Annotated in this window: 26 protein-coding genes; 9 read left to right on the forward strand and 17 right to left on the reverse strand. The window is 43.9% G+C overall.

All coding sequences use genetic code 11. The annotated features are described in order from the left end of the window. Positions 1 to 222: 222 nt before the first annotated feature. Complete coding sequence (gene znuA, locus EXA13_RS13000; RefSeq protein WP_238133546.1) at positions 223 to 1104, reverse strand: zinc ABC transporter substrate-binding protein ZnuA; 882 nt, start codon at positions 1102 to 1104, stop codon at positions 223 to 225. 80 nt (positions 1105 to 1184) lie between these two features. Between znuA and znuC the strand changes: the two genes are divergently transcribed. Both znuC and znuB read left to right on the forward strand, forming a co-directional pair. Then, the gene (znuC, locus tag EXA13_RS13005; protein ID WP_238133547.1) at positions 1185 to 1970 is read left to right on the forward strand and encodes a zinc ABC transporter ATP-binding protein ZnuC; all 786 of its coding nucleotides are present in this window, start codon (positions 1185 to 1187) and stop codon (positions 1968 to 1970) included. Further along, positions 1963 to 2745 (forward strand): zinc ABC transporter permease subunit ZnuB, encoded by a 783-nt coding sequence (gene znuB, locus EXA13_RS13010; RefSeq protein WP_238133604.1) that lies wholly within the window; start codon positions 1963 to 1965, stop codon positions 2743 to 2745. Before znuC ends, znuB begins: the two co-directional genes overlap by 8 nt. A 55-nt stretch (positions 2746 to 2800) precedes the next feature. Here znuB and sucD read toward each other — a convergent pair whose 3' ends face one another. The 8 genes from sucD to sdhC form a co-directional block, all read right to left on the reverse strand. Beyond that, positions 2801 to 3673 carry a succinate--CoA ligase subunit alpha gene (gene sucD, locus EXA13_RS13015; RefSeq protein ID WP_238133548.1) on the reverse strand — a complete coding sequence of 291 codons (873 nt, stop codon included), beginning with the start codon at positions 3671 to 3673 and terminating at the stop codon, positions 2801 to 2803. A 2-nt stretch (positions 3674 to 3675) separates the two neighbouring features. Continuing rightward, entirely contained in the window at positions 3676 to 4842 is a 1167-nt protein-coding gene (sucC, locus tag EXA13_RS13020) for an ADP-forming succinate--CoA ligase subunit beta (RefSeq protein ID WP_238133549.1), read from the reverse strand. A 160-nt stretch (positions 4843 to 5002) separates the two neighbouring features. Next, entirely contained in the window at positions 5003 to 6208 is a 1206-nt protein-coding gene (gene odhB / locus EXA13_RS13025; protein WP_238133550.1) for a 2-oxoglutarate dehydrogenase complex dihydrolipoyllysine-residue succinyltransferase, read from the reverse strand. A 29-nt stretch (positions 6209 to 6237) separates the two neighbouring features. Further along, positions 6238 to 9048: a 2-oxoglutarate dehydrogenase E1 component gene (gene sucA, locus EXA13_RS13030; protein ID WP_238133551.1), complete on the reverse strand. Its 2811-nt coding sequence runs from the start codon at positions 9046 to 9048 to the stop codon at positions 6238 to 6240. Positions 9049 to 9138: 90 nt separating this feature from the next. Continuing rightward, a complete protein-coding gene (locus EXA13_RS13035) occupies positions 9139 to 9849 on the reverse strand; it encodes a succinate dehydrogenase iron-sulfur subunit (RefSeq protein ID WP_238133552.1) in 711 nt (236 codons plus the stop codon). Between the two features lie 14 nt (positions 9850 to 9863). Beyond that, positions 9864 to 11630 carry a succinate dehydrogenase flavoprotein subunit gene (gene sdhA, locus EXA13_RS13040; protein WP_238133553.1) on the reverse strand — a complete coding sequence of 589 codons (1767 nt, stop codon included), beginning with the start codon at positions 11628 to 11630 and terminating at the stop codon, positions 9864 to 9866. Further along, positions 11631 to 11975: a succinate dehydrogenase, hydrophobic membrane anchor protein gene (sdhD, locus tag EXA13_RS13045; RefSeq protein WP_238133605.1), complete on the reverse strand. Its 345-nt coding sequence runs from the start codon at positions 11973 to 11975 to the stop codon at positions 11631 to 11633. Further along, on the reverse strand, positions 11969 to 12361 hold the full coding sequence (sdhC, locus tag EXA13_RS13050; RefSeq protein WP_238133554.1) for a succinate dehydrogenase cytochrome b556 subunit: 393 nt from the start codon (positions 12359 to 12361) through the stop codon (positions 11969 to 11971). The genes sdhD and sdhC overlap by 7 nt, the downstream gene beginning before the upstream one ends. A 396-nt stretch (positions 12362 to 12757) precedes the next feature. Here sdhC and EXA13_RS13055 point away from each other — a divergent pair, with 396 nt between their 5' ends. After that, entirely contained in the window at positions 12758 to 14047 is a 1290-nt protein-coding gene (locus tag EXA13_RS13055) for a citrate synthase (protein WP_238133555.1), read from the forward strand. Between the two features lie 57 nt (positions 14048 to 14104). Here EXA13_RS13055 and EXA13_RS13060 read toward each other — a convergent pair whose 3' ends face one another. Then, positions 14105 to 14863 carry a Nif3-like dinuclear metal center hexameric protein gene (locus EXA13_RS13060; RefSeq protein ID WP_238133556.1) on the reverse strand — a complete coding sequence of 253 codons (759 nt, stop codon included), beginning with the start codon at positions 14861 to 14863 and terminating at the stop codon, positions 14105 to 14107. 92 nt (positions 14864 to 14955) lie between these two features. On the opposite strand from EXA13_RS13060, the gene EXA13_RS13065 reads away from it, so the two are divergent. Further along, on the forward strand, positions 14956 to 15726 hold the full coding sequence (locus tag EXA13_RS13065) for a DUF1853 family protein (RefSeq protein WP_238133557.1): 771 nt from the start codon (positions 14956 to 14958) through the stop codon (positions 15724 to 15726). A 61-nt stretch (positions 15727 to 15787) separates the two neighbouring features. On the opposite strand, the gene pgm is transcribed toward EXA13_RS13065, so the two are convergent. Together pgm and seqA are read right to left on the reverse strand one after the other, a co-directional pair. After that, on the reverse strand, positions 15788 to 17434 hold the full coding sequence (gene pgm / locus EXA13_RS13070) for a phosphoglucomutase (alpha-D-glucose-1,6-bisphosphate-dependent) (RefSeq protein ID WP_238133558.1): 1647 nt from the start codon (positions 17432 to 17434) through the stop codon (positions 15788 to 15790). A gap of 108 nt (positions 17435 to 17542) precedes the next feature. After that, positions 17543 to 18082 carry a replication initiation negative regulator SeqA gene (seqA, locus tag EXA13_RS13075; RefSeq protein ID WP_238133559.1) on the reverse strand — a complete coding sequence of 180 codons (540 nt, stop codon included), beginning with the start codon at positions 18080 to 18082 and terminating at the stop codon, positions 17543 to 17545. 92 nt (positions 18083 to 18174) lie between these two features. Here seqA and EXA13_RS13080 point away from each other — a divergent pair, with 92 nt between their 5' ends. From EXA13_RS13080 to fldA, 3 genes are all read left to right on the forward strand, one after another. Next, positions 18175 to 18939, forward strand: a complete 765-nt coding sequence (locus tag EXA13_RS13080) for an alpha/beta fold hydrolase (protein ID WP_238133560.1) — start codon at positions 18175 to 18177, stop codon at positions 18937 to 18939. A gap of 109 nt (positions 18940 to 19048) precedes the next feature. Beyond that, a complete protein-coding gene (locus EXA13_RS13085; protein WP_099611496.1) occupies positions 19049 to 19270 on the forward strand; it encodes a DUF2788 domain-containing protein in 222 nt (73 codons plus the stop codon). 51 nt (positions 19271 to 19321) lie between these two features. Next, entirely contained in the window at positions 19322 to 19849 is a 528-nt protein-coding gene (gene fldA, locus EXA13_RS13090) for a flavodoxin FldA (RefSeq protein ID WP_238133561.1), read from the forward strand. Between the two features lie 61 nt (positions 19850 to 19910). Here the strand turns inward: fldA and EXA13_RS13095 are convergent, their stop codons facing one another. Then, positions 19911 to 20600 (reverse strand): LrgB family protein, encoded by a 690-nt coding sequence (locus tag EXA13_RS13095; protein ID WP_238133606.1) that lies wholly within the window; start codon positions 20598 to 20600, stop codon positions 19911 to 19913. A 7-nt stretch (positions 20601 to 20607) separates the two neighbouring features. Continuing rightward, entirely contained in the window at positions 20608 to 21015 is a 408-nt protein-coding gene (locus EXA13_RS13100) for a CidA/LrgA family protein (RefSeq protein WP_238133562.1), read from the reverse strand. A gap of 120 nt (positions 21016 to 21135) precedes the next feature. Here EXA13_RS13100 and EXA13_RS13105 point away from each other — a divergent pair, with 120 nt between their 5' ends. After that, positions 21136 to 22035, forward strand: a complete 900-nt coding sequence (locus tag EXA13_RS13105; RefSeq protein WP_238133563.1) for a LysR family transcriptional regulator — start codon at positions 21136 to 21138, stop codon at positions 22033 to 22035. A gap of 22 nt (positions 22036 to 22057) precedes the next feature. Here the strand turns inward: EXA13_RS13105 and EXA13_RS13110 are convergent, their stop codons facing one another. Next, on the reverse strand, positions 22058 to 22561 hold the full coding sequence (locus EXA13_RS13110) for a DUF4442 domain-containing protein (RefSeq protein ID WP_238133564.1): 504 nt from the start codon (positions 22559 to 22561) through the stop codon (positions 22058 to 22060). Between the two features lie 259 nt (positions 22562 to 22820). On the opposite strand from EXA13_RS13110, the gene fcrX reads away from it, so the two are divergent. Next, positions 22821 to 23267 (forward strand): ferric iron uptake transcriptional regulator FcrX, encoded by a 447-nt coding sequence (gene fcrX / locus EXA13_RS13115; RefSeq protein WP_238133565.1) that lies wholly within the window; start codon positions 22821 to 22823, stop codon positions 23265 to 23267. 60 nt (positions 23268 to 23327) lie between these two features. On the opposite strand, the gene EXA13_RS13120 is transcribed toward fcrX, so the two are convergent. Together EXA13_RS13120 and EXA13_RS13125 are read right to left on the reverse strand one after the other, a co-directional pair. Then, positions 23328 to 24341 (reverse strand): aspartate-semialdehyde dehydrogenase, encoded by a 1014-nt coding sequence (locus tag EXA13_RS13120; RefSeq protein WP_238133566.1) that lies wholly within the window; start codon positions 24339 to 24341, stop codon positions 23328 to 23330. Next, positions 24325 to 25470 (reverse strand): 4-phosphoerythronate dehydrogenase, encoded by a 1146-nt coding sequence (locus tag EXA13_RS13125; RefSeq protein ID WP_238133567.1) that lies wholly within the window; start codon positions 25468 to 25470, stop codon positions 24325 to 24327. The genes EXA13_RS13120 and EXA13_RS13125 overlap by 17 nt, the downstream gene beginning before the upstream one ends. Positions 25471 to 25595: the final 125 nt, after the last annotated feature.

Consider the following 25595-nt stretch of genomic DNA (forward strand, 5'->3'; position numbering starts at 1 on the left):
TAAACAAATTGGATTAGGTAGAAGCAATCAGAGAATATGTGATGTGGTTGATCGCTTTTTTGGCCTAAAGCGCATAAATGTCATCAATTATGACCAATAAAAACCGAACAATAAAGAAACGCTAACTAATGATACCACCATACCCTGATAGCACAAAAAATGCGTATCAGGGTATGATTTACGGTCTACCTTTTTACTTAACGGCAGAATGTCTTTTCTTCATTATTGAGATAAGCAAGAGTAAAAATTCCCTGCAAGTTGCTCCAGAAAGGAAAAATAGCTTCCCGCTTGAACAGGGATAGTAGACCCTAGCGGATCGAGAATACCGATATGAGTTTGGCTACCTCGGACCACGGTTTCAATCACTGCAGGTTGAAATTGTGGCTCAGCAAACACACATATTGCTTGATGGTTAGCCAAGTCGCGACGAATACTAATTAATGTTTTTGCACCCGGTTTTCTATCTGGACTGACGGTAAAATGACCAATATTATTAAGCTGATATCTATCTTCAAAATAAGCATAAGCATCGTGAAAAACATAGTATGGCTTGTTTTTGACTGGCGTTAATTGCTGAGCAATGGCTTTATCCGTCTCATCTAGCTTCGCTAAAAATTGCGATAAGTTCTCTTGGTAAACTTTGCTATGGTTAGGGTCAGTTTCACTTAAACGCTGCGCAATGGCTTCCGCCACTGTTTTTGCTTGTGCAATACCAAGCCAAAAATGTGGATCATAGGTTCCATGATGATGCCCATCATGATCATGCGATGCTTCTTCCCCATAAGATCGCAAGGCCAACTGAGGAATATCACTTAAAGTGAGTACATTGCTGTGTTGGCTGAGTGGCTTCTCTAGAAAAGGTTCAAGATCAGGACCAAACCAGATCACCAATTCCGCTTCACGAATCCGCTTTACATCTGAAGGACGAAGCGCATAATCGTGCGGCGAAGCATTCGCAGAAACAAGGACATCAGGTGTGTTTACTTGAGCTGTCAGCTCATAAGCGATCATCTGAATGGGCTTTATACTGGTCAAAATATCACTGGCCCACACCATTGAAGGTAATATGGTTAGCATAGCGATCAGTGTCAATCTAGATAACATGATACAATTTCCTGCTGGTAGCGTTCGTAGATTCGAAATGTTACATTATAACATCACCTAATTGCAAATGAGTTTCTTTCATGTCAACGCTAATTGAATTGCATGACATCTGTGTTGATTTCAATCAGCGCCGAGTTTTAGACAAGGTCAACCTGTCGCTCTCTCGCGGCAAAATTACAACATTAATCGGCCCTAATGGAGCTGGGAAATCAACATTAGTTCGTGTATTACTCGGGCTACACCAGCAAGATTCTGGTTCAATCTCCCGAGGGAAAAATATCAAAATTGGGTATGTACCTCAAAAACTCAAGCTTAATGATACACTCCCTCTGAGTGTGAATCGCTTTCTTCGCCTTGCGGGCAAGTACAGTGCACAAGAGATCAATGAAGCATTACTCTTAGTGGGTGCTGAACATCTCAATGATAGTGATATGCATAAATTATCGGGTGGTGAAAATCAGCGGGTACTTCTTGCCCGTGCACTACTACAACGCCCCGATGTATTGGTATTAGATGAACCGGCCCAAGGGGTCGATGTACAAGGACAAATTGATCTTTATGACCTGATTGATACCATTCGTCTTCGTTTTCACTGCGCTGTTTTTATGGTTTCTCATGACCTACATTTAGTAATGGCAAAAACAGATGAGGTGATCTGTTTACATCACCATATCTGTTGTTCGGGTTCTCCCGCTGATATTTCTCAACATCCCAGCTACCTGGCTTTATTCGGTCATCGTAGCCGAGAGACTCTGGCTTTTTATCAGCATAACCATCAACACCATCACGATTTAGCAGGTCAACCCGTTAAAGGAGATGCGCAAATTTGTTCTCACCATTCACACGGTCACCATCACCATGATTGAGTTTTTACTGCCTTCTATTGCTGCTGGAATCGGAATCGCCATCATAGCGGGTCCGCTTGGCTCTTTTGTCGTTTGGCGTCGAATGGCTTATTTTGGCGACACCCTCGCTCACGCCTCTTTACTGGGGCTGGCGCTTGGTTTTTTGCTCGACATTAACCTTTACTTCGCATTACTTATTTGTTGCTTGGGACTTGCTGTGATTTTGGTAACAATGCAGCGGCAAAAATTGATTGCGACCGATACATTACTCGGCATTTTAGCCCACAGTTCTTTATCACTTGGCCTGATTGCGGTCAGTTTTCTCGATAATGTACGAATTGATCTCATGAGCTACTTATTTGGTGATCTCCTCGCAGTTAGCCCTGTGGATCTCTGGTTTATCTGGAGTGGTGTAATTGCGGTAAGTGGATTAGTTTATCTCTTTTGGCGACCTTTGCTGTCCAGCAGTGTCAATGAAGAATTGGCAAGTGTTGAAGGAGTCAACATTGAGTTAATGCGCTTGATCTTAATGTTGTTAATTGGCGTGGTTATTGCGGTTGGTATGAAATTTGTGGGAGCATTAATCATGACCTCGTTGATGATTATCCCCGCGGCAACCGCCAGACGCATCGCCAAAACACCAGAACAGATGGCTCTGATAGCATCTTCAATTGGGATTATTTGTGTGTTGACAGGGCTTTCTCTTTCCTGGCAATTTGATACTCCTGCAGGCCCCTCTGTGGTGGTAAGCGCAACAATGATGTTCATGCTCAGTCAGTTAATAAAGCAACGCTAAAGCATAAAAAGGGCCACCGGAAATTTGGTGGCCCTTTTTTAGAATAAGTGAAAACTTACCAACCTGTCACTTCACGTAAAGCTTGACCGATATCGGCAAGGCTTTTCACGGTTTTCACACCCGCTGATTCCAGTGCTGCAAATTTTTCATCTGCCGTTCCTTTTCCACCAGAAATGATCGCACCTGCATGTCCCATTCGTTTACCCGGAGGTGCGGTTACACCCGCAATGTATGAAACAACAGGCTTAGTCACATTATCTTTAATAAATGCCGCCGCTTCTTCTTCTGCAGTACCACCGATCTCACCGATCATCACAATGGCTTCCGTTTCAGGATCTTCTTGAAACAGCTTTAGAATATCAATAAAGTTCGAACCTGGAATAGGGTCGCCACCAATACCCACACAGCTAGACTGGCCAAAACCTTCATCCGTGGTTTGTTTCACCGCTTCATAAGTGAGAGTTCCAGAACGCGACACAATGCCAACTTTACCTTTCTTATGAATATGACCCGGCATAATACCGATTTTACACTCATCCGGCGTAATCACGCCCGGGCAGTTAGGACCAATCATGCGCACACCCGTTTCTTCCAACTTCACTTTTACATCAATCATATCAGTAGTTGGAATACCTTCTGTAATGGTCACGATAAGTTCAATACCAGCATCAATCGCTTCTAAAATAGCGTCTTTACAGAAAGGAGCTGGAACATAGATAACTGATGCCGTCGCACCTGTTGCCTCGACTGCTTCACGAACGGTATTAAAAACGGGTAAACCTAGATGGGTTGTTCCACCTTTGCCCGGTGAAACCCCACCTACCATTTGAGTACCGTAGGCAATGGATTGTTCAGAATGGAAAGTTCCTTGACCGCCCGTGAATCCCTGACAAATAACTTTGGTGTCTTTGTTAATTAATACTGACATTATTATTTGCCCTCCGCAGCAGCAACCACTTTCTTCGCTGCGTCCGTCAACGACTCAGCGGCAATGATATCTAAACCAGATTTCGCTAACACTTCACGGCCAAGTTCCGCATTGGTCCCTTCTAGACGAACCACAACCGGGACTTCCACACCCACTTCTTTTACCGCACCGATAATCCCTTCTGCGATCATGTCACAACGCACGATACCACCGAAAATATTCACCAGAACCGCTTTCACATTATCATCAGACAGGATAATTTTAAAAGCTTCAGCGACGCGCTCTTTCGTCGCACCACCACCGACATCTAAGAAGTTGGCAGGCTTGCCGCCATGCAGATTAACGATATCCATGGTACCCATTGCAAGACCGGCACCATTAACCATGCAGCCAACATTACCATCAAGGGCAACATAGTTAAGTTCCCATTGCGCAGCATGAGCTTCACGGGCATCTTCCTGAGAGGGATCATGCATTTCACGCAGTTTAGGCTGGCGATACAAAGCATTTGAATCGATATTAATTTTTCCGTCTAAACACAGTAGGTTACCTTCTGCTGTCACCACGAGCGGGTTAATTTCTAAAAGAGCAAGATCATACTGCGTAAACATCTGTCCTAGTCCCATGAAGATTTTGACAAACTGTTTAATTTGTTCACCTTGCAGACCAAGTTTAAATGCGAGTTCTCGGCCTTGATAGGCTTGAGGACCAACGAGAGGGTCAATAGCCGCTTTATGGATCAGCTCTGGCGTTTCTTCTGCCACTTTCTCAATTTCCACGCCGCCTTCAGTCGACGCCATAAAGACGATACGACGGGTAGCTCGGTCAACCACTGCACCTAAATAGAGTTCATTGGCAATATTCGACGCTTCTTCAACCAAAATTTTTGAAACTGGTTGTCCATTCGCATCGGTTTGGTAAGTAATGAGATTTTTTCCTAACCATTTTTGGGCAAATTCTTTAACGCCGTCTTTGCTTTCATGCAGTTCAACACCGCCCGCTTTGCCACGACCGCCAGCATGAACCTGACATTTCACGACTTTTTTAACGGTACTAATACGCCCTGCAGCTTCGAAAGCTTCTTGCGGGGTATCACATGCATAGCCTTCAGGGACAGGCAAACCGAATTCTGCAAACAGCTGTTTGGCTTGATATTCATGCAAATTCATTATGTTATTCCATTTATATATTTTTATTCCATATAGCCCAATACTTTGTTGAGCTGTACGTCTGTAGGGGTACTCTCAATGAGTAGCCAAATGGCTGATAAATTAGGCCGGATGTTGAGCTGATCCGGCCCCGTGCTTAAACGTATATTACGTCTAAATTTTATACATCCAGTAATAGGCGTGCAGGATCTTCCAGCAACTCTTTTACGGTAACGAGGAAACCTACGGATTCACGACCATCAATCAAGCGGTGATCATAAGACAATGCCAAATACATCATTGGTAAGATTTCAATCTGACCATCCACCACCATGGCTCGATCTTGGATTTTATGCATTCCTAAGATCGCCGCTTGTGGTGGGTTAATGATCGGTGTTGACATTAAAGAACCGAAAACTCCGCCATTGGTAATGGTGAAATTTCCGCCAATCAGTTCATCAACCGTCAACTTACCATCACGGCCTTTTTCCGCCAAATCTTTAATGCCTTTCTCAATCTGAGCAAGGCCTAAAGTATCACTATCTCGCAGTACGGGGGTGACTAGACCACGCGGCGTTGAAACGGCAATACTGATGTCGAAGAAGTTATGATAAACAATATCATCTCCATCAAGTGAAGCATTGACTTCAGGGTAACGTTTAAGTGCTTCTGTTACTGCTTTAACGTAAAAAGACATAAAGCCTAAACGTATGCCATGCTTTTTCTCAAACAGATCTTGATACTGTTTACGCAGCTCCATGATGGGCTTCATATTGACTTCATTAAACGTCGTCAACATCGCTGTGCTATTTTTGGCTTCCAGCAAACGCTCAGCAATACGCTTACGCAAACGTGTCATCGGGACTCGTTTCTCACTACGAGCGGCCACGGGTGCCGCAAGTGCCGCTTGTTCAACCTCAGGTTGAGCTTTATTCGTAGCTAAGTAAGCTTCAACATCCTCTCGAGTAATGCGTCCACCGACACCGGAGCCTTTCACTTGTGAAGCCTCTAAACTGTGTTCGGCTAATAAACGGCGAACCGCTGGGCTTAACGCATCATTCGTTTCTTCGGTGAGAGCGGCTTTGTGTCGCTTATCGGGTGATGGCTCTGTCGCCGCAGTACTATCTTGTGTTGGTTCACCCGCAACCGCACCCGGCTTAAGCCGAGCTAAGAGTTGCTTAGACAATACGGTCGCACCTTCTTGTTCCAAAATCGCTTCCAAAATACCTTCTTCCGGAGCCGGAACTTCTAGCACAACTTTGTCTGTTTCAATCTCAACGATCACTTCATCTCGCGCGACTGCGTCACCCGGTTGTTTATGCCATGTCGCTACCGTTGCATCAGCGACTGATTCAGGTAAATCTGGAACCAGAATTTCAACTGTCATAATCTGTCTCTTCCTTTTACTTCTAGTTCTTAAGCTAGGGTCAGAGCGTCTTCTACCAACGCTTTCTGTTGTTTCATATGTACCGACATATAACCAACGGCCGGTGATGCAGAAGCAGGGCGGCCCGCATATTTCAGATCCGCTCCAGCAGGAATTGCTGCACGGAAATTATGTTGGCTGCAATACCAAGCACCTTGGTTCTGTGGCTCTTCCTGACACCATACATAATCAACAACATTGCTGTACGGCGCGATAGCAGCTTGAACTTCCTCAAGAGGGAAAGGATAAAGCTGCTCGATACGAACAATCACTACATCGTCTTGTTCCTTGTTACGTCGCTGCTCAAGTAAGTCGTAATACACTTTACCTGAACAAAACACCACCCGTTTCACTTTGGTCGGTTCAAGGTTATCGATTTCACCGATAGCGGGTAAAAAAGTACCTTGCGCGAGATCATCCATACTGGATACACATAGCGGATGACGTAACAAAGATTTCGGAGACATCACAATGAGAGGTCGGCGCATTTTACGAACCACCTGGCGACGCAGCATGTGGTAAACCTGTGCTGGCGTTGAAGGCACTACCACTTGCATATTTTGTTCTGCACAAAGCTGCAAGTAGCGCTCTAGACGAGCCGATGAATGCTCTGGACCTTGGCCTTCATAACCATGAGGAAGCAGCATCGTCAAACCACATAAACGCGCCCACTTTTGCTCACCCGATGAAATGAATTGGTCAATCACAACTTGAGCACCATTGGCAAAGTCACCAAACTGAGCTTCCCAAATCGTTAATCCACCCGGTTCTGCTGTTGCATAACCATATTCAAAAGCTAGAACCGCTTCTTCAGACAATACAGAGTCAATGACTTCAAAAGGCCCTTGCTTATCATGAACATTGGCTAATGGAATATAAGTACTTGCATCAGATTGGTTATGTAAGACCGAGTGACGATGGAAGAAAGTTCCGCGCCCCGAATCTTGCCCTGAGATGCGAATGCGTTGTCCATCATCCACTAACGTTGCATACGCTAATGTTTCAGCCATCCCCCAATCGAGCATTTTCTCACCCGATATCATAGACATTCGGTCGTTGTAGATCTTTTCAACCCGACTTTGTAACTTATGACTCTCTGGATATTGGCAAATTTTCTGACCAAGCTCTTGTAAGCGTTCTAAGGAAAACTGATTATCCCAAGCTTCGTTCCAATCATGCCCAATATAAGGAGACCAATCCACTGAATGCATGGTCATTGGTCGCCACTCTTTCACAACCACTTCACCATGATCCAACGCATCACGATATTCATTGATGAGCTGTGTGGCGACTTCGATATCACACTCTTTTCGCTCAATCAAAACATCAGCATAAAGCTTGCGAGTTGTAGGATGTTTTTTGATCTTCTGATACATCAAAGGTTGAGTGGCATTCGGTTCATCCGCTTCGTTATGACCATGACGGCGATAACACACCAGTTCAATCACAACATCACGCTTGAATTCATTGCGATAATCCAACGCCATCCGGGTCACAAAAGCAACGGCTTCAGGATCATCAGAATTTACGTGAAAAATCGGAGCCTGTACCATCTTAGCAATATCGGTACAGTACATCGTTGAACGAGTATCACGAGGGTTTGATGTGGTAAATCCAACTTGGTTGTTGATAACAATTCGAACCGTTCCACCGACACAATAGCCACGAGCCTGTGACATATTAAATGTTTCAGCAACCACCCCTTGCCCTGCCACTGCAGAATCACCATGAATCGTGATAGGCAAAACTCGGCTTCCTTCGGAATCCCCTAAACGATCCTGACGAGCACGAACCGAGCCCATTACCACGGGGTTAACAATCTCTAAGTGTGAAGGGTTAAAAGCCAAAGCAAGGTGAACATCTCCCCCCGGCGTTGCAAAATCAGCGGAGAAACCTTGGTGATATTTTACATCTCCGGTTCCCCATGTTTCATCGTGTTTACCCGCAAATTCATCGAATAAGCCTTGCGGTTTTTTCCCTAACACGTTGACTAACATATTCAAACGACCACGGTGAGCCATACCGATCACCACTTCTCGCATACCACTTTTACCGGCGTGACGAATAAGCTCTTTGGTCATCGGGATTAAGGCATCTCCCCCTTCTAAAGAGAAACGTTTAGCCCCAGGGAATTTTGCACCGAGATAACGCTCCAGTCCTTCTGCTGCAGTCAGTTCATCGAGGAAAGTTCGTTTCTCATCCAACGTAAAGGTGGGCTCACCGAGCACAGGCTCCAAACGCTGCTGAATCCAACGCTTTTGCTCTGTATCAGTCATATGCATGTATTCCGCACCGACAGAACCACAGTAAATTTTATTCAGAGAATGATAGATATCTTTCAACTTCATGGTATCTGCGCCAACGGCAAAAGAACCCACGTTGAACGTTTCTTCCATGTCATCTTCAGTGAGGTTATGGAAGGAGGGATCTAATTCCGCCACCGGTGGGCGTTTCCATAAACCAAGGGGATCGAGTTGAGCGGCCTCATGCCCGCGGAAGCGGTACGCATTGATTAGCTGCAGAACTTTTACTTGCTTTGCATCGACTTCAGGATCACTAACTTGGACATTGTAATGCTTTGTGTCTTGAGCGAGTCGCCGGAAGTAATCACGGATACGTGAATGTGGTTGTTCAACCACATGATCAGGTTGCGCAGGCAAACCTTCAAAAACACGTTTCCACTCCTCACTTACCAGGTCGGGGTCACTTAGATACAGTTCGTAGAGATCTTCTACATAAGTTGCATTGGCGCCAGCCAAGTGTGAAGACTCGAGCCATGCCTTCATCACGCCGTTGTGCATTATTTTCCCTTAACCAGTAGTTTTCACGTTTGCTTCGGTCTTACGCCGAGCTATAAAGGCAGGCCCCAAGGGCCTGCAATCTTCTATTATCTAAACCGAGCGATTCACCAACATCGATTTAATATGGCCGATCGCTTTCGTTGGGTTTAGCCCCTTAGGACAAACACTTACACAATTCATTATGCCATGGCAACGAAAAACGCTAAATGCATCATCAAGATTTGATAAGCGCTCATCGGTTGCCGTATCTCGACTATCAATTAGCCAGCGATAAGCCGCTAATAAGCCGGCAGGACCAATAAATTTATCCGGGTTCCACCAAAAAGAGGCACAAGAAGTAGAACAACAAGCACACATAATGCATTCATATAAACCATCAAGATGCTCACGTTCTTCAGGTAGCTGTAAATGCTCACGAGATGGCGGTAATTCACCATCGGAGATCAAAAACGGCTTAACTTTCGCGTAATTATCGTAGAACTGTGTCATATCAACGATTAGGTCACGTACAACGGGTAAACCGGGCAAAGGCCGAATAACAATTTTACTGCCTTTCAGGGCAGATAACGGTGTAATGCAAGCCAAACCATTTTTACCGTTCATATTTAAGCCATCAGAGCCACATACTCCTTCACGGCATGAACGACGAAACGCAATCGTTGGATCTTGTTCTTTCAATAAAATCAGCGCGTCCAACACCATCATATCCGAGCCTTCTTCGACTTCAAGTAGATAGTCTTTCATATAAGGCTTTTTATCGACATCCGGATTGTAGCGATACAAAGAGAAGTTCAGTTTCATTCGTTATTCCTCCCTTAGTACGTACGAATTTTTGGTGGGAAAGCTTCACGATGAACGGGTGACATATTCACGTCACGTTTGCTCATTTTTTCAGTTTCCGGATTATAAATAGAGTGACACAACCAATTGGCATCATCACGATCTGGGTAGTCAAAGCGAGCGTGGGCTCCACGGCTCTCTGTGCGGTAGTTTGCTGCAACCGCCGTCGAAAATGCCGTTTCCATCAAGTTGTCAAGCTCTAAGCATTCAACACGCTGAGTATTAAACTCTTTAGATTTATCCGCCAAGTGAGCCTCTTTGAGACGCTCACGTATCACTTTCAGCTCTTCAAGCCCGGTTGCCATGGCTTCCCCCTCACGGAATACTGAGAAGCTGTTTTGCATACAACGTTGGAGATCTTTACGGATTTGTACAGGATCTTCACCTTGGGTGCTATTTTCCCAACGCATGGTTCGGGCCAAAGAGGCTTCAATATCCGATTGGGTTGCAGGACGAGCTTCCGCTTGTGCTGCTAACGTTTCACCAAGGTGTAAACCGGTTGCGCGTCCGAACACCACAAGGTCAAGCAGTGAATTCCCGCCTAAACGGTTTGCTCCATGAACTGAAACTGAGGCAATTTCACCACAAGCAAATAAACCTTGAACCTCGAAATCCTTACCTGACGCATCTTGTTTTAATGCTTGCCCAGAAACCTGAGTCGGAACACCGCCCATCATATAATGGCAGGTTGGGATAACTGGAATCGGCTCTTTAACAGGGTCAACATGTGCAAAGGTACGTGAAAGCTCACAAATACCTGGCAGACGAGACTCCAAAACCTCTTTACCCAGATGATCAAGTTTCAACTTAAGGTGCGGGCCCCATGGACCATCACAGCCACGCCCTTCACGAATTTCGATCATCATTGAACGAGCCACCACATCACGACCAGCGAGGTCTTTCGCATTTGGAGCATAACGCTCCATAAAACGCTCACCGTCTTTATTGAGTAGGTAACCGCCTTCACCACGACAACCTTCTGTAACCAGAACCCCCGCGCCTGCAATGCCTGTTGGATGAAACTGCCACATTTCCATATCTTGCATCGGAACGCCCGCTCGCAGAGCCATTCCAACCCCATCACCAGTATTAATGTGTGCGTTGGTTGTTGAGGCATAAATACGTCCAGCCCCACCCGTGGCTAAAATAGTTGCTTTAGATTTGAAGTAGCAGATTTCTCCGGTTTCCATGCATAACGCAGTACAACCAAGTACGGCTCCATCTTGGTTTTTCACTAAATCAAGTGCATACCATTCTGAGAAAATCGTGGTTTTATGTTTAATGTTTTGTTGGTAAAGCGTATGCAATAAAGCATGGCCAGTACGGTCGGCCGCCGCCGCCGTACGAGCAGCTTGTTCACCACCAAATTCTTTGGATTGCCCACCAAAGGGACGTTGATAGATGGTGCCATCTTCAAAACGAGAGAAAGGCAGCCCCATACGTTCTAGCTCAATAACAGATTCAGGTCCATTTTTACACATATATTCAATGGCATTTTGGTCACCAATGTAGTCGGAACCTTTCACAGTGTCATACATATGCCACTGCCAGTTATCTTTATGTGAATTTCCCAATGCCACAGTAATACCACCTTGAGCAGAGACAGTATGAGAGCGAGTTGGGAAAACCTTAGAAAGCAAAGCACAGGTTAACCCTTGCTCTGAAATTTGTAGTGCAGCACGCATACCTGCACCACCAGCGCCAATGACAACGGCATCGAACTCACGAACAGGAATAGTCACTTACACACCCCACAATACAAATAGTCCAGAGAAAAAGTACCCCAATAAGGTCATAACCACGACCAACTGCAATGTAGCCCGGAGTTTTGAGCACTTAACATAATCAGTGAGTACTTGCCATAAACCAATCCAGCCGTGGATAAGAATGCAAACGAGTGCCAACATGGTAAACACTTTCGTTAAGGTGGTACCGAAGAATTGTGACCAAGAGAGGTAAGAAATATCCGTGAAAGCACAAAAACTCACCAGATATATTGTATACAGTGTTAAAATTATCGCTGTCGCGCGGAGTAATAAAAAATCATGGACACCATTACGACCCAATGAAGAGACATGCTTTACCATAGCCACACCCCCACCAATAACGATAAAATACCAGTAATTGCAAATGACACTTTGGCTGTCATCGAACCTGTATCAAGCTCTTCGAAATACCCCAGATCCATGATCAGATGACGAATGCCACCGATGATATGATAGGCCAACGCAGTCAAGATGCCCCATAGAATAAATTTAACGAAGAAACCACTGACGATTTCACTCGCCTCCATAAACCCAACAGGAGAGGATAAGGAGAGGGATAGTAACCATAGCAAAATACCGACCGCGACAAACGTAATAACCCCCGCCACTCGGTGGAGGATAGAAGCGATTGCGGTGATCGGAAAGCTTATGGTCTGCAAATCTAAATTAACAGGTCTTAACTTTCTTTCTTTCACGGGCTTGCTCACTCAGCTTTAATTGAAGCATTTATAGTTATGAATGAAATTTAGTGATAAACCGATAAAACCCAACCTCTATTAAACATATTCACCAGAATTATCATGACAAAATTGTAAAATAAAAGTTAATAAATAAACCTTGATTATTACCTTGGGTTTATTTTTTGTGTTGAATTTATAAGATTTTCACCAAATTTTGCTACGCCGACATGCGACTGGCAACATTATACAACAAATGATGTAACAATTTTTGCTACACAGAACAGATTTTTAACTTTATATGTATAAAAAATCAAAGTAAGTGCACACAACAGAGGAGAAAAATTGACTTTAAATGAGATCAGACGTACAAGAATGACACACAAACATCCTGGACGGATTAAATAATAAACAAAGGAGATTGTTATGGCAGATAAGAAAGCAACCCTTCACATTGAAGGAAAAGCACCTATCAACCTGCCGATCATGGATGGGACCATGGGTCCTCAAGTAATCGATGTTCGTCAGTTAGGTTCGAATGGCTACTTTACCTTTGACCCGGGTTTTCTTGCCACTGCATCTTGTGAATCTCAAATCACTTATATTGATGGTAATAAAGGTGTTCTATTACATCGAGGTTACCCTATCGATCAATTAGCCAATAATGCGGATTATCTAGAAGTTTGTTACATCCTGCTTTATGGTGAAGCCCCGACTCGACAACAATATGATGAATTTAAGAAAACCGTCACTCGCCATACCATGGTGCATGAACAAATTGCGAGTTTCTTTCATGGATTCCGCCGAGATGCTCACCCGATGGCGGTGATGTGTGGTGTTGTTGGAGCACTCGCGGCTTTCTATCACGATTCACTCGATATCAACAATGATACACACCGAGAGATCGCAGCTTATCGCTTGTTATCTAAAATGCCCACGCTCGCGGCCATGTGTTATAAATATTCCATTGGTCAACCCTTTATTTATCCTCGTAATGATCTCACTTACGCGGAAAACTTCTTGCACATGATGTTTGCAAACCCATGTGAAGAGTACGAAGTTAACCCTATCGTTGCTCGAGCCATGGATAAAATCTTTACCTTACACGCGGATCATGAGCAAAACGCATCAACCTCGACCGTACGCCTTGCGGGCTCTTCAGGAGCCAACCCCTTTGCTTGTATTGCCGCAGGTATCGCATCACTATGGGGGCCTGCTCACGGTGGAGCAAACGAAGCTTGCCTACGTATGCTGGAAGAAATCGGCTCTGTCGATAAGATCCCTGAATATGTTGAACGAGCAAAAGATAAAGATGATCCATTCCGTTTAATGGGCTTTGGGCATCGAGTGTATAAAAACTATGATCCTCGTGCGACCGTAATGCGAGAAGCATGTCATGACGTATTGAAAGAGTTGAATATTCAAGACCCACTCTTGGATGTGGCAATGGAGCTAGAACGCATTGCCCTTTCTGATGAATACTTTATTGAGAAGAAGCTCTATCCTAACGTAGACTTCTATTCAGGTATTATTTTGAAAGCCATTGGTATCCCAATTTCAATGTTTACCGTGATCTTTGCCATGTCACGTACCATTGGTTGGATAGCGCACTGGAATGAAATGCATAGTGACCCAGATAATCGAATTGGCCGCCCTCGTCAGCTCTATACTGGTCAGAAACTAAGAGATTTCCAACCACTTCATGAACGTGAATAAGTACCTAACGTGGGTTAGATAAGAAAAGAGCGAGGTCAAAACCTCGCTCTTTTCTTTTTATACTGGATTATCAATATCAATAAACTCGACCTCAAAACCATGATTTTTCGCCAACCATTCCCCTAAGGCTTTAACACCATAACGCTCCGTTGCATGATGGCCAGCTGCAAAATAGTGAATATTAAGTTCACGCGCTATATAGGTCGTTCGCTCTGAAACCTCTCCGGAAATAAAGGCATCCATTCCTTGTTCAGCAGCAAGCATGATGTAGTCTTGTCCACCACCAGTACACCAAGCAATATTCTTAATCGGTTTATCTTGCTGCTCAGGTGCAATGTGTAACGGTGGCCGATGAAGGACTTGAGCTATCTTGGCTGCCAAGGCTTCACCGCTTGATGTGTGACGCAAAGAACCATACATAGCCACTGATTGAGGATGCCCTTCTAAACCACCTTCCACTTCAATTTCCAACAACTGTGCTAACTGAGCGTTGTTACCCAATTGAGGATGAATATCAAGCGGCAAATGATAAGCCAGCAAATTGATATCGTGTTTTATCAGGGTCCGTAACCGATCACCTTTCATACCACGAATGGATTCAGACTCGCCTTTCCAAAAGTAACCATGATGAACAAGCAGTGCATCAGCTTGATGTTCTACTGCCTTTTCAATCAATGCCTTAGATGCCGTCACTCCGGTAATAATTTTTTTTATTTCAGATTTACCTTCTACTTGCAGCCCATTAGGGCAGTAATCTTTAATTAATTGTGGAGATAAGGTCTCATTTAACAACGCTTCTAACTGAAAATTGTTCATCTTGTGTTCCATAACTTGATTAGCATGGCGTGGTTATAACAATTTCAAGTTAGAATGTCGAAAACTGTACGGTCGCAGTAAGAGTAAACATTATGGACATAACACCGCTGATCTCTTGGGTCATCAAAACCCCAACGCTATTTGAACACGCTTCCCCTCTGGTGAAAAAAGTACCTTTTTCACCACCATCGAATGAGCAATACTGGCCTCCCTATCAAGGAAATCCAAGGTTAGGATTTATTTACCAGTCTATATGCCAGCAACTGTTTACTCTCACCCCTCGTTATAATGCGGTATCAGAAGAAATTCAGCTTAACGAACATGGGAAAACACTCGGTGCGATTGATTTTATTGTTAAAAATCGCCAGACCAATGAGTATGAGCACTGGGAAGTGGCGATAAAATTTTATCTTCTTCATCAGGGGCGATGGTATGGCCCCAATGCGGAAGATAGACTGGATCGAAAACTTTCCCACATGCTTAATCACCAGTTAACACTCTCATCCCATCCCATTTTTTGTGAAAACTACCCATTATGGGCGAAGGCCAAACCGCATTTATTGATGCAAGGGCGTTTATATACCAATCCATTTCAGTCAGAGAATCTTCCCAAAGAATGCTTAGGCTACCCACTCAATCGCACTCAGATTCAAGGGCATTGGTGCTATCAAGATCAAGTATCTCTGATTGATGAACCACTCTACTCTTTAGATAAGCCACAATGGTTGACTGGCAGAGGAAAAACATCATCACCTTACTTCGCTGACCACCTCGCTCAGGAATTTATTCATTGCCAAAGTGAATCGGGTCTCTTTTGGTTTATTATGCCTCGTCATTGGCCAGCATCGGCTGACGTCAATTAGCTCAAATAAAAAAGGGAAGTACTTCGTACCTCCCTTCCCATACAAACTGTGTATCGCGTGTTTACAAACCAGCGTCGTTAAAAACTTGATTAACAATCTGCTGTGCTTCTTGCTCAATCAGGGTTAAATGTTCCGCCCCTTTAAAGCTTTCACAATAAATTTTATAAATATCTTCCGTTCCCGATGGACGAGCAGCAAACCAACCAAATTCTGTGGTCACTTTTAGCCCACCAATGGCTGCACCATTACCCGGTGCATGCGTTAAACGAGCCGTAATCGGATCACCGGCTAATGTCTGAGCAGAAACCATTTCTGGTGATAGCTTACTCAGTACAGCTTTTTGTGGTCCATTCGCCACCGCTTGAATACGGCTATAATAAGAATCACCATGTTTAGCGGCGAGTTCATCATAATATTGTTGAGGATTTTTCCCGGTAACGGCAGTAATTTCAGCAGCCAGCAAACATAAAATAATGCCATCTTTGTCCGTTGACCAAGGTGTACCATCTTTACGTAAGAAAGAAGCACCCGCACTCTCTTCGCCACCAAAGCCAAATTTTCCGGTGTACAGGCCATCAACAAACCATTTGAATCCAACGGGGACTTCACATAATTCACGGCCTAAATCAGCAACGACTTTATCAATCATAGCGCTAGACACTAATGTTTTGCCAACGGCAACTTCTGCGTTCCACTCTGTACGATGACGATAAAGGTAATCAATACATACTGCGAGGAAATGGTTGGGATTCATCAAACCTTGTGGGGTTACGATGCCATGACGGTCATAATCAGGGTCATTACCAAAAGCAAGGTCGTATTGATCTTTAAGTGCTAATAGCCCAGCCATCGCATAAGGCGATGAACAGTCCATACGTACCACGCCATCTTTATCTAATGACATAAATTGGAAAGTAGGATCAATCGATTCACTGACCAAGGTTAAATCTAGATTGTAGGCCTGACCAATTTGACGCCAGTAATCAATCCCACTCCCCCCCAGTGGATCAACGCCAATTTTCAGCTTGGCGTTTTGAATGGCTTGCATATCAACAACATTAGAAAGGTCATCAATATAAGGTTTCACTAAATCCACTTGCTTCAATAATGGGGATTGCTTGGCCTCTGTTATAGAAAGACGTTTAACGCCGCTTAACCCTTCAGCAATCAGTTGATTAGCCCGATTTTCAATCGCTTGGGTTAACGCCCCCTCTGCAGGTCCACCGTGAGTTGGGTTGTATTTGATTCCACCGTCTTGAGGAGGGTTGTGCGATGGTGTAATCACAATACCGTCTGCTTTCGCCGTATGCTGAAGATTATGAGTCAAAATGGCATGGGAAATGCCCGGTGTTGGTGTATAGCCATTATTTTCTTGAATAATCACTTCAACACCATTGGCAATCAGAACTTCAAGTACACTGCTTAATGCTGGTTCTGATAGAGCATGAGTATCTTTCCCCACATAGATAGGGCCATTTGTTCCTTGCTCAGCACGAATATCCACCACTGCTTGAGCAATGGCTAAAATATGATTTTCATTAAATGTCGCCTTATCGGCGCTGCCCCGATGGCCTGATGTGCCAAACTGAACTTGATGCTGCGGATTTTTTGGATCAGGTTGCAATAAGTAGTAGTTGGCCACAAGGGCGGGGATATTGTGCAAATCCTGCTGTTGTGCTTTTTGTCCTGCACGTGGGTGCATAGCCATAATGACATCCTATGTAAAATAACGACAAATAAAAAACCTCATAATACGCTGTTTTAACTGCATATTATGAGGTTTCAATCAGACTTTTGGCCTTCGTTCTCTAAAAAGTCAAATAGATTGAGTCACTTTATCAATGATCTCGGTCGGAAAATTCATCCGAACCATAACTTGCTCAACCATTTGCTGTTTTCGGCTCGTGTTATTATTAGTAATGACCCAGAATGGCGTATGAGGAATCGCTTTTGGCTTCGTGGTTTGTCCATTGGCCAATAATGTTTGTTCATTATCCGCAAAATACACTCGCTTCCGGCCTTTAACCGACATGGCTTCAGAAAAACTTTCAGGATCGACACGATAGAGTGTGGAGAGCACTAACATAAAACGATCAATCGCTTTTTTCAGATCAGCAAATTCATCTGAAATCAGTAAGGCGCGCATCTCTTTGACGCTATCGATTTTCGTTTCTTGAGCGGCATCTTTACTCACAACTATACCTTTAGTCGCCAGCACATCCGATGCTGACTCTTGCATAGACTGTCTATCCACATTCAGCAAACGGCGCAAAATATCTGACGCACTTTCACCAATATGTCGGGTTTGGCTAGCAATGTAACGGTATAGATCTTCATCAACCTCTATTGTTTTCATTCGCTTTTCACAATCTCAATGTTTAAACTCTGTGGGATTATAGCGAGATCTTTGCCGAGACTCTACGTTAAACCCATTACTATTAAGATAAAATGTCAGCACTGCTCAATTATAAACTCGAAGGTGAGGGTCACACCGTTGTTTTGATCCATGGTCTATTTGGGAGTTTGGATAATTTAGGATTATTAGCCCGAGACCTAAAAACAGACCACCAAGTATTAAGTATTGACTTACGCAACCATGGTCAATCTTTTCACTCACCAGAGCATAACTATGCGTTAATGGCACGAGATGTCGCTCGGCTGCTTCACCACCTCCAGATCTCTCAAGCCACTCTCATTGGCCACTCAATGGGTGGAAAGGTCGCGATGAAGCTAGCCGATTTAGATCCAGAGATCATACAACAGTTAATCGTACTCGATATGGCCCCCATTGCGTATACAGTACGTCGACACGATAATGTTTTCGCTGGGTTAAACGCTGTTCTAGAACAAAAACCGACCTCTCGTAGTGAAGTGATGGCTATTTTAGCCAAACACATTCAGTTGGAAGGCGTTCGTCAATTTCTCAGTAAATCACTCATAAGCCAAGACAGTGTGATGGCTTGGCGCTTTAATGTTAAGGCAATAAAAGCTAACTACGGGAATATCCTAGGCTGGGAACCTATCGCGCAAAATAAAACGCCGACACTCTTTATTAAAGGAGCTGATTCAGATTATTTAACCGCAGAGCATCAAGTGGTGATTCAACAACAATTTCACCATGCTAAAGCGCATGTGATTGCTAATACAGGGCATTGGTTACATGCCGAAAAACCCGTCGAAGTATTGCGTGCAATCCGGAAGTTCATCGTTTAACCCCATAATCCATATAAAAATAAGGGATAAATCAAAGATCATGGGTTGATTAACTTTGACCAATAACAGTGGTATAGTTCGCGCAAGCAAATTGGTATAAAGGATAACCATGCTTTACGACTATATGAACATGCTCGAATCGATTGGGCTTGATCTGCTTTTTGCGTCCATTTTTTTCTTTATTGGAATGGCAATAAAAGACGTATTGAAACAAGGTAATGTTCCGCCATTTGGCCGTCGTATCGTATGGCTTGTGCTATTTTTAGGTTGCGCGGGTTTTATTGCCAAAGGCCTTATTCAACTCAGTTGGGAAGGCACAGGGCTGGGCTAATGACCTAGCATTATTCCCATCAACCGATAACAATGTAAAGGTAAAGACTCTATGGCAAGTGTAGGTATCTTTTTTGGTAGCGATACAGGTAACACCGAAGCTATTGCAAAAATGATTCAAAAACAACTCGGTAAAAAACTGGTCCACGTCCAAGATATCGCCAAAAGCAGTAAAGAAGATATTGATAATTTCGATCTTCTACTGCTAGGCATCCCTACTTGGTATTACGGTGAAGCTCAATGTGACTGGGATGATTTTTTCCCTGAGTTAGAAGCCATTGATTTTTCTACCAAGTTGGTCGCCATTTTTGGGTGTGGAGATCAAGAAGATTATGCGGAATACTTCTGTGACGCGATGGGCACGGTACGTGACATCGTCGAAGCAAAAGGAGCAACTATTGTGGGTCATTGGCCAACAGAAGGCTACGAATTTGAAGCCTCGAAAGCATTAGTGGATGACAGCCACTTTGTCGGTTTATGTATTGATGAAGATCGTCAACCAGAACTCACTGATCAACGTGTCACCACTTGGGTAAACCAAGTTTATGAAGAAATGTGTCTCGCTGAGCTAGACGACTAAAAAATAGCCCTCTGTACTGAGGGCTATTTTTTACCTAAATTCACACCTCCGTCTCGACGTGTTACCACAAAAGTTGTCCTAAGAATGGAGCTATTAATACGGTAACCATCCCTGCAATCATCATAACGACACTAGATACGACACCTTCAGAGTTTCCTATTTGATATGCTTTGGCGGTTCCTGCACCATGGGCCGATGCCCCTAAACTCGCACCTTTACCAAAACGAGAGCGAATCGACAGCACGGTTAACACGGTTTCCCCCACCGCCATACCAATTACACCCGTTAACACAACAAACAGAGCCGTTAAGTCACTTTGCCCACCAATAGAACGTGTTGCCTCAACAGCAAAAGGCGTTGTTATCGAACGCATGGCTAAACTGCGTTGTAACAATTCGGGTAATTCAAACCAACGAGCAAGCAAAACGGTACTGCCCACTGCCACAATGACCGACACCACAACCCCAACGGATAGTGAAAGCCAATGGCGGCGAATTAGCTTACGGTTATCATAAACTGGAATAGCAAAAGCGACTGTTGCCGGGCCAAGTAACCAGAGCAACCAGTGAGATTCTTCCATATAAGCTTGATACGGAATCCCTAACCCCATCACGACAACCACCAAGAGTAAAGGAGCAAGCAGAAGCGGCATTAATAATATCGAACGCTTACGTTGATACAGCATTTTGCTGCCATAGTAAAAAAGCAACGTTAAAACAAGGCAAGCAATCCCCAGTAACGATAGATGAATAGACATCTTATGCTCCTCTCACCGAATGGCTTTTGCGTCGAGCTAATTTTAATTCGAAACGATATAGCTTATCGACCACCCAAGCCGTCGCCGCAATCACCACGATGGTACTGATCACTAAAACCAACATAATACGCAGCCCTTGCTGACGCATTAGCGGCTGATAATTCACGACGGCAACGACAGCAGGGACAAAAAATAATAACATCTCCGCCAGCAGCCACGATGCACCTCTGCGCAGCCAATCCACCTTCACAACTCGGCTAAACACCAATACCAATAACAAGAGCATACCTGTTAAGTTAGCCGGGATAGGAAGATGAAAACGATGTACCAAATAATCGGCAATAAACCATATCAAGGCTAAAACCGAAATTTGACCTAAAGTCAGCAAACCATTTTCTAGTTTTCTCATTCTATCATTCGATATTTTTGTGAAATTAGTCACAGTATAGTAAGGTAACAAACCTGCATAAAATGACTTTTTATTATAAATATCATTCCAAAATGGAATACTGAGGACACCGAGATCATCATGGACATTAAAGCGCTTCGATACTTTGTTGAACTCGTTAACCAGCAAAGTTTTACCCGTGCATCAGAGCAGCTCTATGTAACACAACCCACCATCAGTAAAATGATTCGTAGCCTTGAGCTTGAAGTAGGTCAACCACTATTACATAGAGAAGGAAGGCGTTTTTGGCTCACCGAGGCAGGCGAGATCGTCTACCAACGTGCCGTAGAAATTATCGCACATTTGACCCAACTCAATGCCGAACTGATTGATCTAAACCAATTACAGCGAGGTCAACTTCGATTAGGAATCCCCCCAATGGTTGGGCACCTCTATGCGAGAGTGATTCGCCAATACCGCCAAGCGTACCCAAATGTGGAAATGACGATAGTTGAATACGGAGGCCGAAAAATAGAACAAGCCGTATTAGATGGCGAGATTGATGTGGCTGTCACGATGCTTTCCCATCATGCTGAACAAAACCTAAATACTTTAGTGCTTGATAGTTATCCTATTTATGCGGTTGTACCCAATGTTTCCCCTTGGAAAGAGACGCCTAAAATTACTTGGGACATGTTAAAAAATGAGCCCTTTTACCTTTATACCCAAGAATTTACGTTAAGTGATTATGTTCAGACTCTCTGTCAGCAACAAGGGTTTACCCCACAAATCGCGGCGCGTAGCAGCCAATGGGACTTTCTAGTAGCCCTCGTCAAAAGCGGGGTTGGTGTAGCCTTTTTACCAGAACCCCTTTGTCAGCGGATACAGAGCGATGGTGTTCTGGTACGGCCCATCATTCCGACGATTGATTGGCAACTCTGCGTGATTTGGCACGCTGAACGGTACGTTTCTCGTACAGCGGAAGCATGGATTGAACTGTGCGAGCAATATCAAAGTACAGCAAATAACTCTCCTCGATAGAATATGAATAAGTTCGTGATTCTCATAAAGGCAATGTATCAACCCCACTGGCGCGATACTTTGGTCTTTTCCGAACGTATAACTTACGATGCACCTCAGAAACCACATTTCCCTCCTTATCTTTGACATGAATGATGAATTCCGGAAAACATTTATCCCCATTGGCGGTGACGCTCAATATGTCATCTAATTGAGCCTGAGAAATCAAAAATTCAGCATAAAGATCGCTTCGGCCGGGTTTAATAAAATTAATGCTCGCCTCTTTATCCCACACATAATATTGCTTACCTAAAATCCCCATCAACATCAACGAGTAAACAGGGTCAGTAAGAGAAAAAATACTCCCTCCATATTGGGATCGGTTCGCATTTTTATTCCACCAGCGTAATTTTAAACGTAGCTTTGCTTCACGAAAATCATTGCTAATCGATTCAATTTTTATTCCTGCGCCCCAAAAAGGAGGCCAACTATTTAGTGCCCACTTCACAATATTGGGTTTATATAACATTTCCAGTGTTTTATTCATGCTATCCGTGCCTTAGACTCTAAGTGCTCTCAACCTCTTAGCGATAAGGATAAGCTTGATCATGAGGTTGAGAAATACAATACGGTTAATGTTGCACAATTGTAACTGGCCTGATCGGGTTTCGCCGTGATTTGGCTAGACTTTATAAATAAAGACAGTAACCCTTTGAACTTCGGGTTTATTGTTTTAACTGGGTGACCTATAATGTGGGGCAATATTGACTTCTGTTTACGACGGCAGATCATCAACGGGAAAGTATATGTCAGACAATAACCAAGCGCTAAAGGATGCTGGTCTTAAAGTAACCCTTCCTCGGCTAAAGATTTTAGAAGTATTGCAACAGCCAGAGTGCCAACATATTAGTGCTGAAGAGCTGTACAAAAAGCTGATTGATCTCGGTGAAGAGATCGGTCTTGCCACCGTTTATCGAGTTTTAAACCAATTTGATGATGCTGGCATTGTTACTCGCCACCACTTTGAAGGGGGCAAATCAGTTTTTGAACTCTCGACCCAACATCATCATGATCACCTAGTCTGTCTCGATTGTGGTGAAGTAATCGAGTTTTCAGATGATGTTATCGAGCAGCGTCAAAAAGAGATTGCCGCTCGCTACAATGTAAAACTAACTAATCACAGTTTATATCTGTATGGTAAATGTGCAGACGGAAACTGTAAAACCGATCCTGATGCACACAAGGCAAAGTAATCGAATAAAAAAACCACCGTACGGTGGTTTTTTTATGACTCATTACCTCAACACATTCAGCTAAAAGTAATCTCGGATCAAAACTTCTGCAATCTGCACGGCATTCGTTGCAGCACCTTTACGCACATTGTCGGCAACAACCCATAAGTTGATACCACTATGGTGGCTAATATCATTACGGATACGTCCAACTAGCACATTGTCTTTACCGCCAGCATCACGAACTTGTGTTGGATACTCCTCTCCTTGGAAAACCTCAATACCATCCGTTTGATCTAATAACGTAACAACTTGTTCAGCATCTATCGGATGACTGGTTTCAATATGTATCGCTTCAGCATGGCCATAAAAAACGGGAACCCGCACACAAGTTGGGTTAACCATCAAAGAAGGATCATTAAAGATTTTCTGGGTTTCCCACACCATCTTCATCTCTTCTTTGGTATAACCGTTCTCCATAAATTGATCAATTTGTGGAATGCAGTTAAAAGCGATTTGCTGACTGAAGGCCTGAGGATCAGCTGGAATACCATTCAGTAACTTGGCTGTCTGCCCTGCAAGTTCATCGATGCCTGCTTTACCTGCACCAGAAACGGATTGATAAGTGGTCACGTTAACGCGTTCAATGCCAACAGCATCATAAATCGGTTTTAAGGCCACCAACATCTGGATGGTTGAACAGTTCGGATTAGCAATAATATTTCGATTACGAAACTCTGCAATGGCTTGTGGGTTGACTTCTGGAACAACCAGTGGAATATCGTAGTCATAACGAAATTGTGAAGAGTTATCAATCACCACAACACCAGCCTCTGCGGCAATCGGAGCCCAGCGCTCAGACTGCTCTCCTCCTGCAGAAAACAAAGCAATATGAGCAAGAGACCAATCGAACTCTTCCACATTCTGTACGCGGACTGTCTTACCGTTAAAACGATAGGTTTTACCTTCACTACGCTCACTGGCTAGTAAAAATAATTCACCAACTGGAAACTGGCGTTCTTGCAGAACTTCCAACATCGTTTCACCCACGGCACCTGTTGCGCCGAAAATGGCAACATTAAATTCTTGGCTCATTCGTTACCTCTATATTAAAACCTAATTTTGCTAGTGGCTCGAGTTGACAAGATTCATCCCCCACTAGCCTGATTGCGCTATATTCCCGCCGATCCCAATACTGTTTCCGCATTTGATCAAAGGCTCCGGGTTGCTGAATTTCGCGGCGAAACTGCGCATCATCACGTCGAACATCGTAAACCAATTGAGTTAAGTTTAGCAGCGTCGCTTCATCCCATCGTCGATTTAATGTCACTTCTGGAATAAGAGCAACCGGGAGTAAGCTCGATGGGTTTGCCCAAAATGCTTGCCCTAAAAACTCACTATAACGATTAAACACCATCGTTGTGCCACGTGCTTTCCCTTCTAAACCATAACCTGCGACATGTGGCGTCGCAAAAGCAAGCAATGGAAGTAACGACAAATCAACCTGAGGTTCAAACTCAAATACATCCAACGCTGCCGTGAACCCATCGTGCTGCTGTAATCGGGCTTTAAGTGCCTCATTATCAACAACAGGACCACGGGCTGCATTAATTAAAATTTGATCACCACGCAAACGTTGGAGAACAGACTCATTAATCAAGTGGTGTGTCGGCCATTCACCATCACGAGTAATCGGTGTGTGTAACGTAATCACATCCGCCTTTTCTAATAGTGTCGGTAACGGTGTAAACTCACGACTATCCCCTTGAGCTTGTTTAGGCGGATCGTTAAGAAGTACCTTAATACCCAGACCGGTTAAGCATTCCGCTAAATAAGTCCCAACTTGACCTGCACCTATAATCCCTACGGTTTTATCAAATACCGAGAAGCCTTGCTGCTGAGCAAGTACCATCAAAACACTAAACACATACTCGGCTACTCCAACTTTGTTACAACCGGGAGCGGCAGTAAAAAAGATGCCCCGCTCAGCCAATAAGGCTTGGTCTACATGATCCATACCTGCAGTTGCCGTACCAACGAATTTTAATCGATTCGCTTTCGTAAGCAGACGTTCATCCACATTCGTCACTGAGCGAATCATCAAAGCATCAATATCGATTAAATCATCGGCTGTTAGTGTTCGCCCGGGTTTTAAGATCACCTCACCAAGCTGACAAAATAACGACTCAGCATAAGGCATATTTTCATCAATCAATATTTTCATAGCAGATTCACACAAGTTATTTTTGAGGAATAAAGGGGAACAATGAGAAGAACACTCAACTCACCGAGGCGTATCGTCTGTTTGACCAGCATTGTGCAGAAAAGCATTCACGGTGTCGAGAATAA

The sequence above is a fragment of the Vibrio cincinnatiensis genome (assembly GCF_022113815.1).
Taxonomy (GTDB): domain Bacteria; phylum Pseudomonadota; class Gammaproteobacteria; order Enterobacterales; family Vibrionaceae; genus Vibrio; species Vibrio cincinnatiensis_A.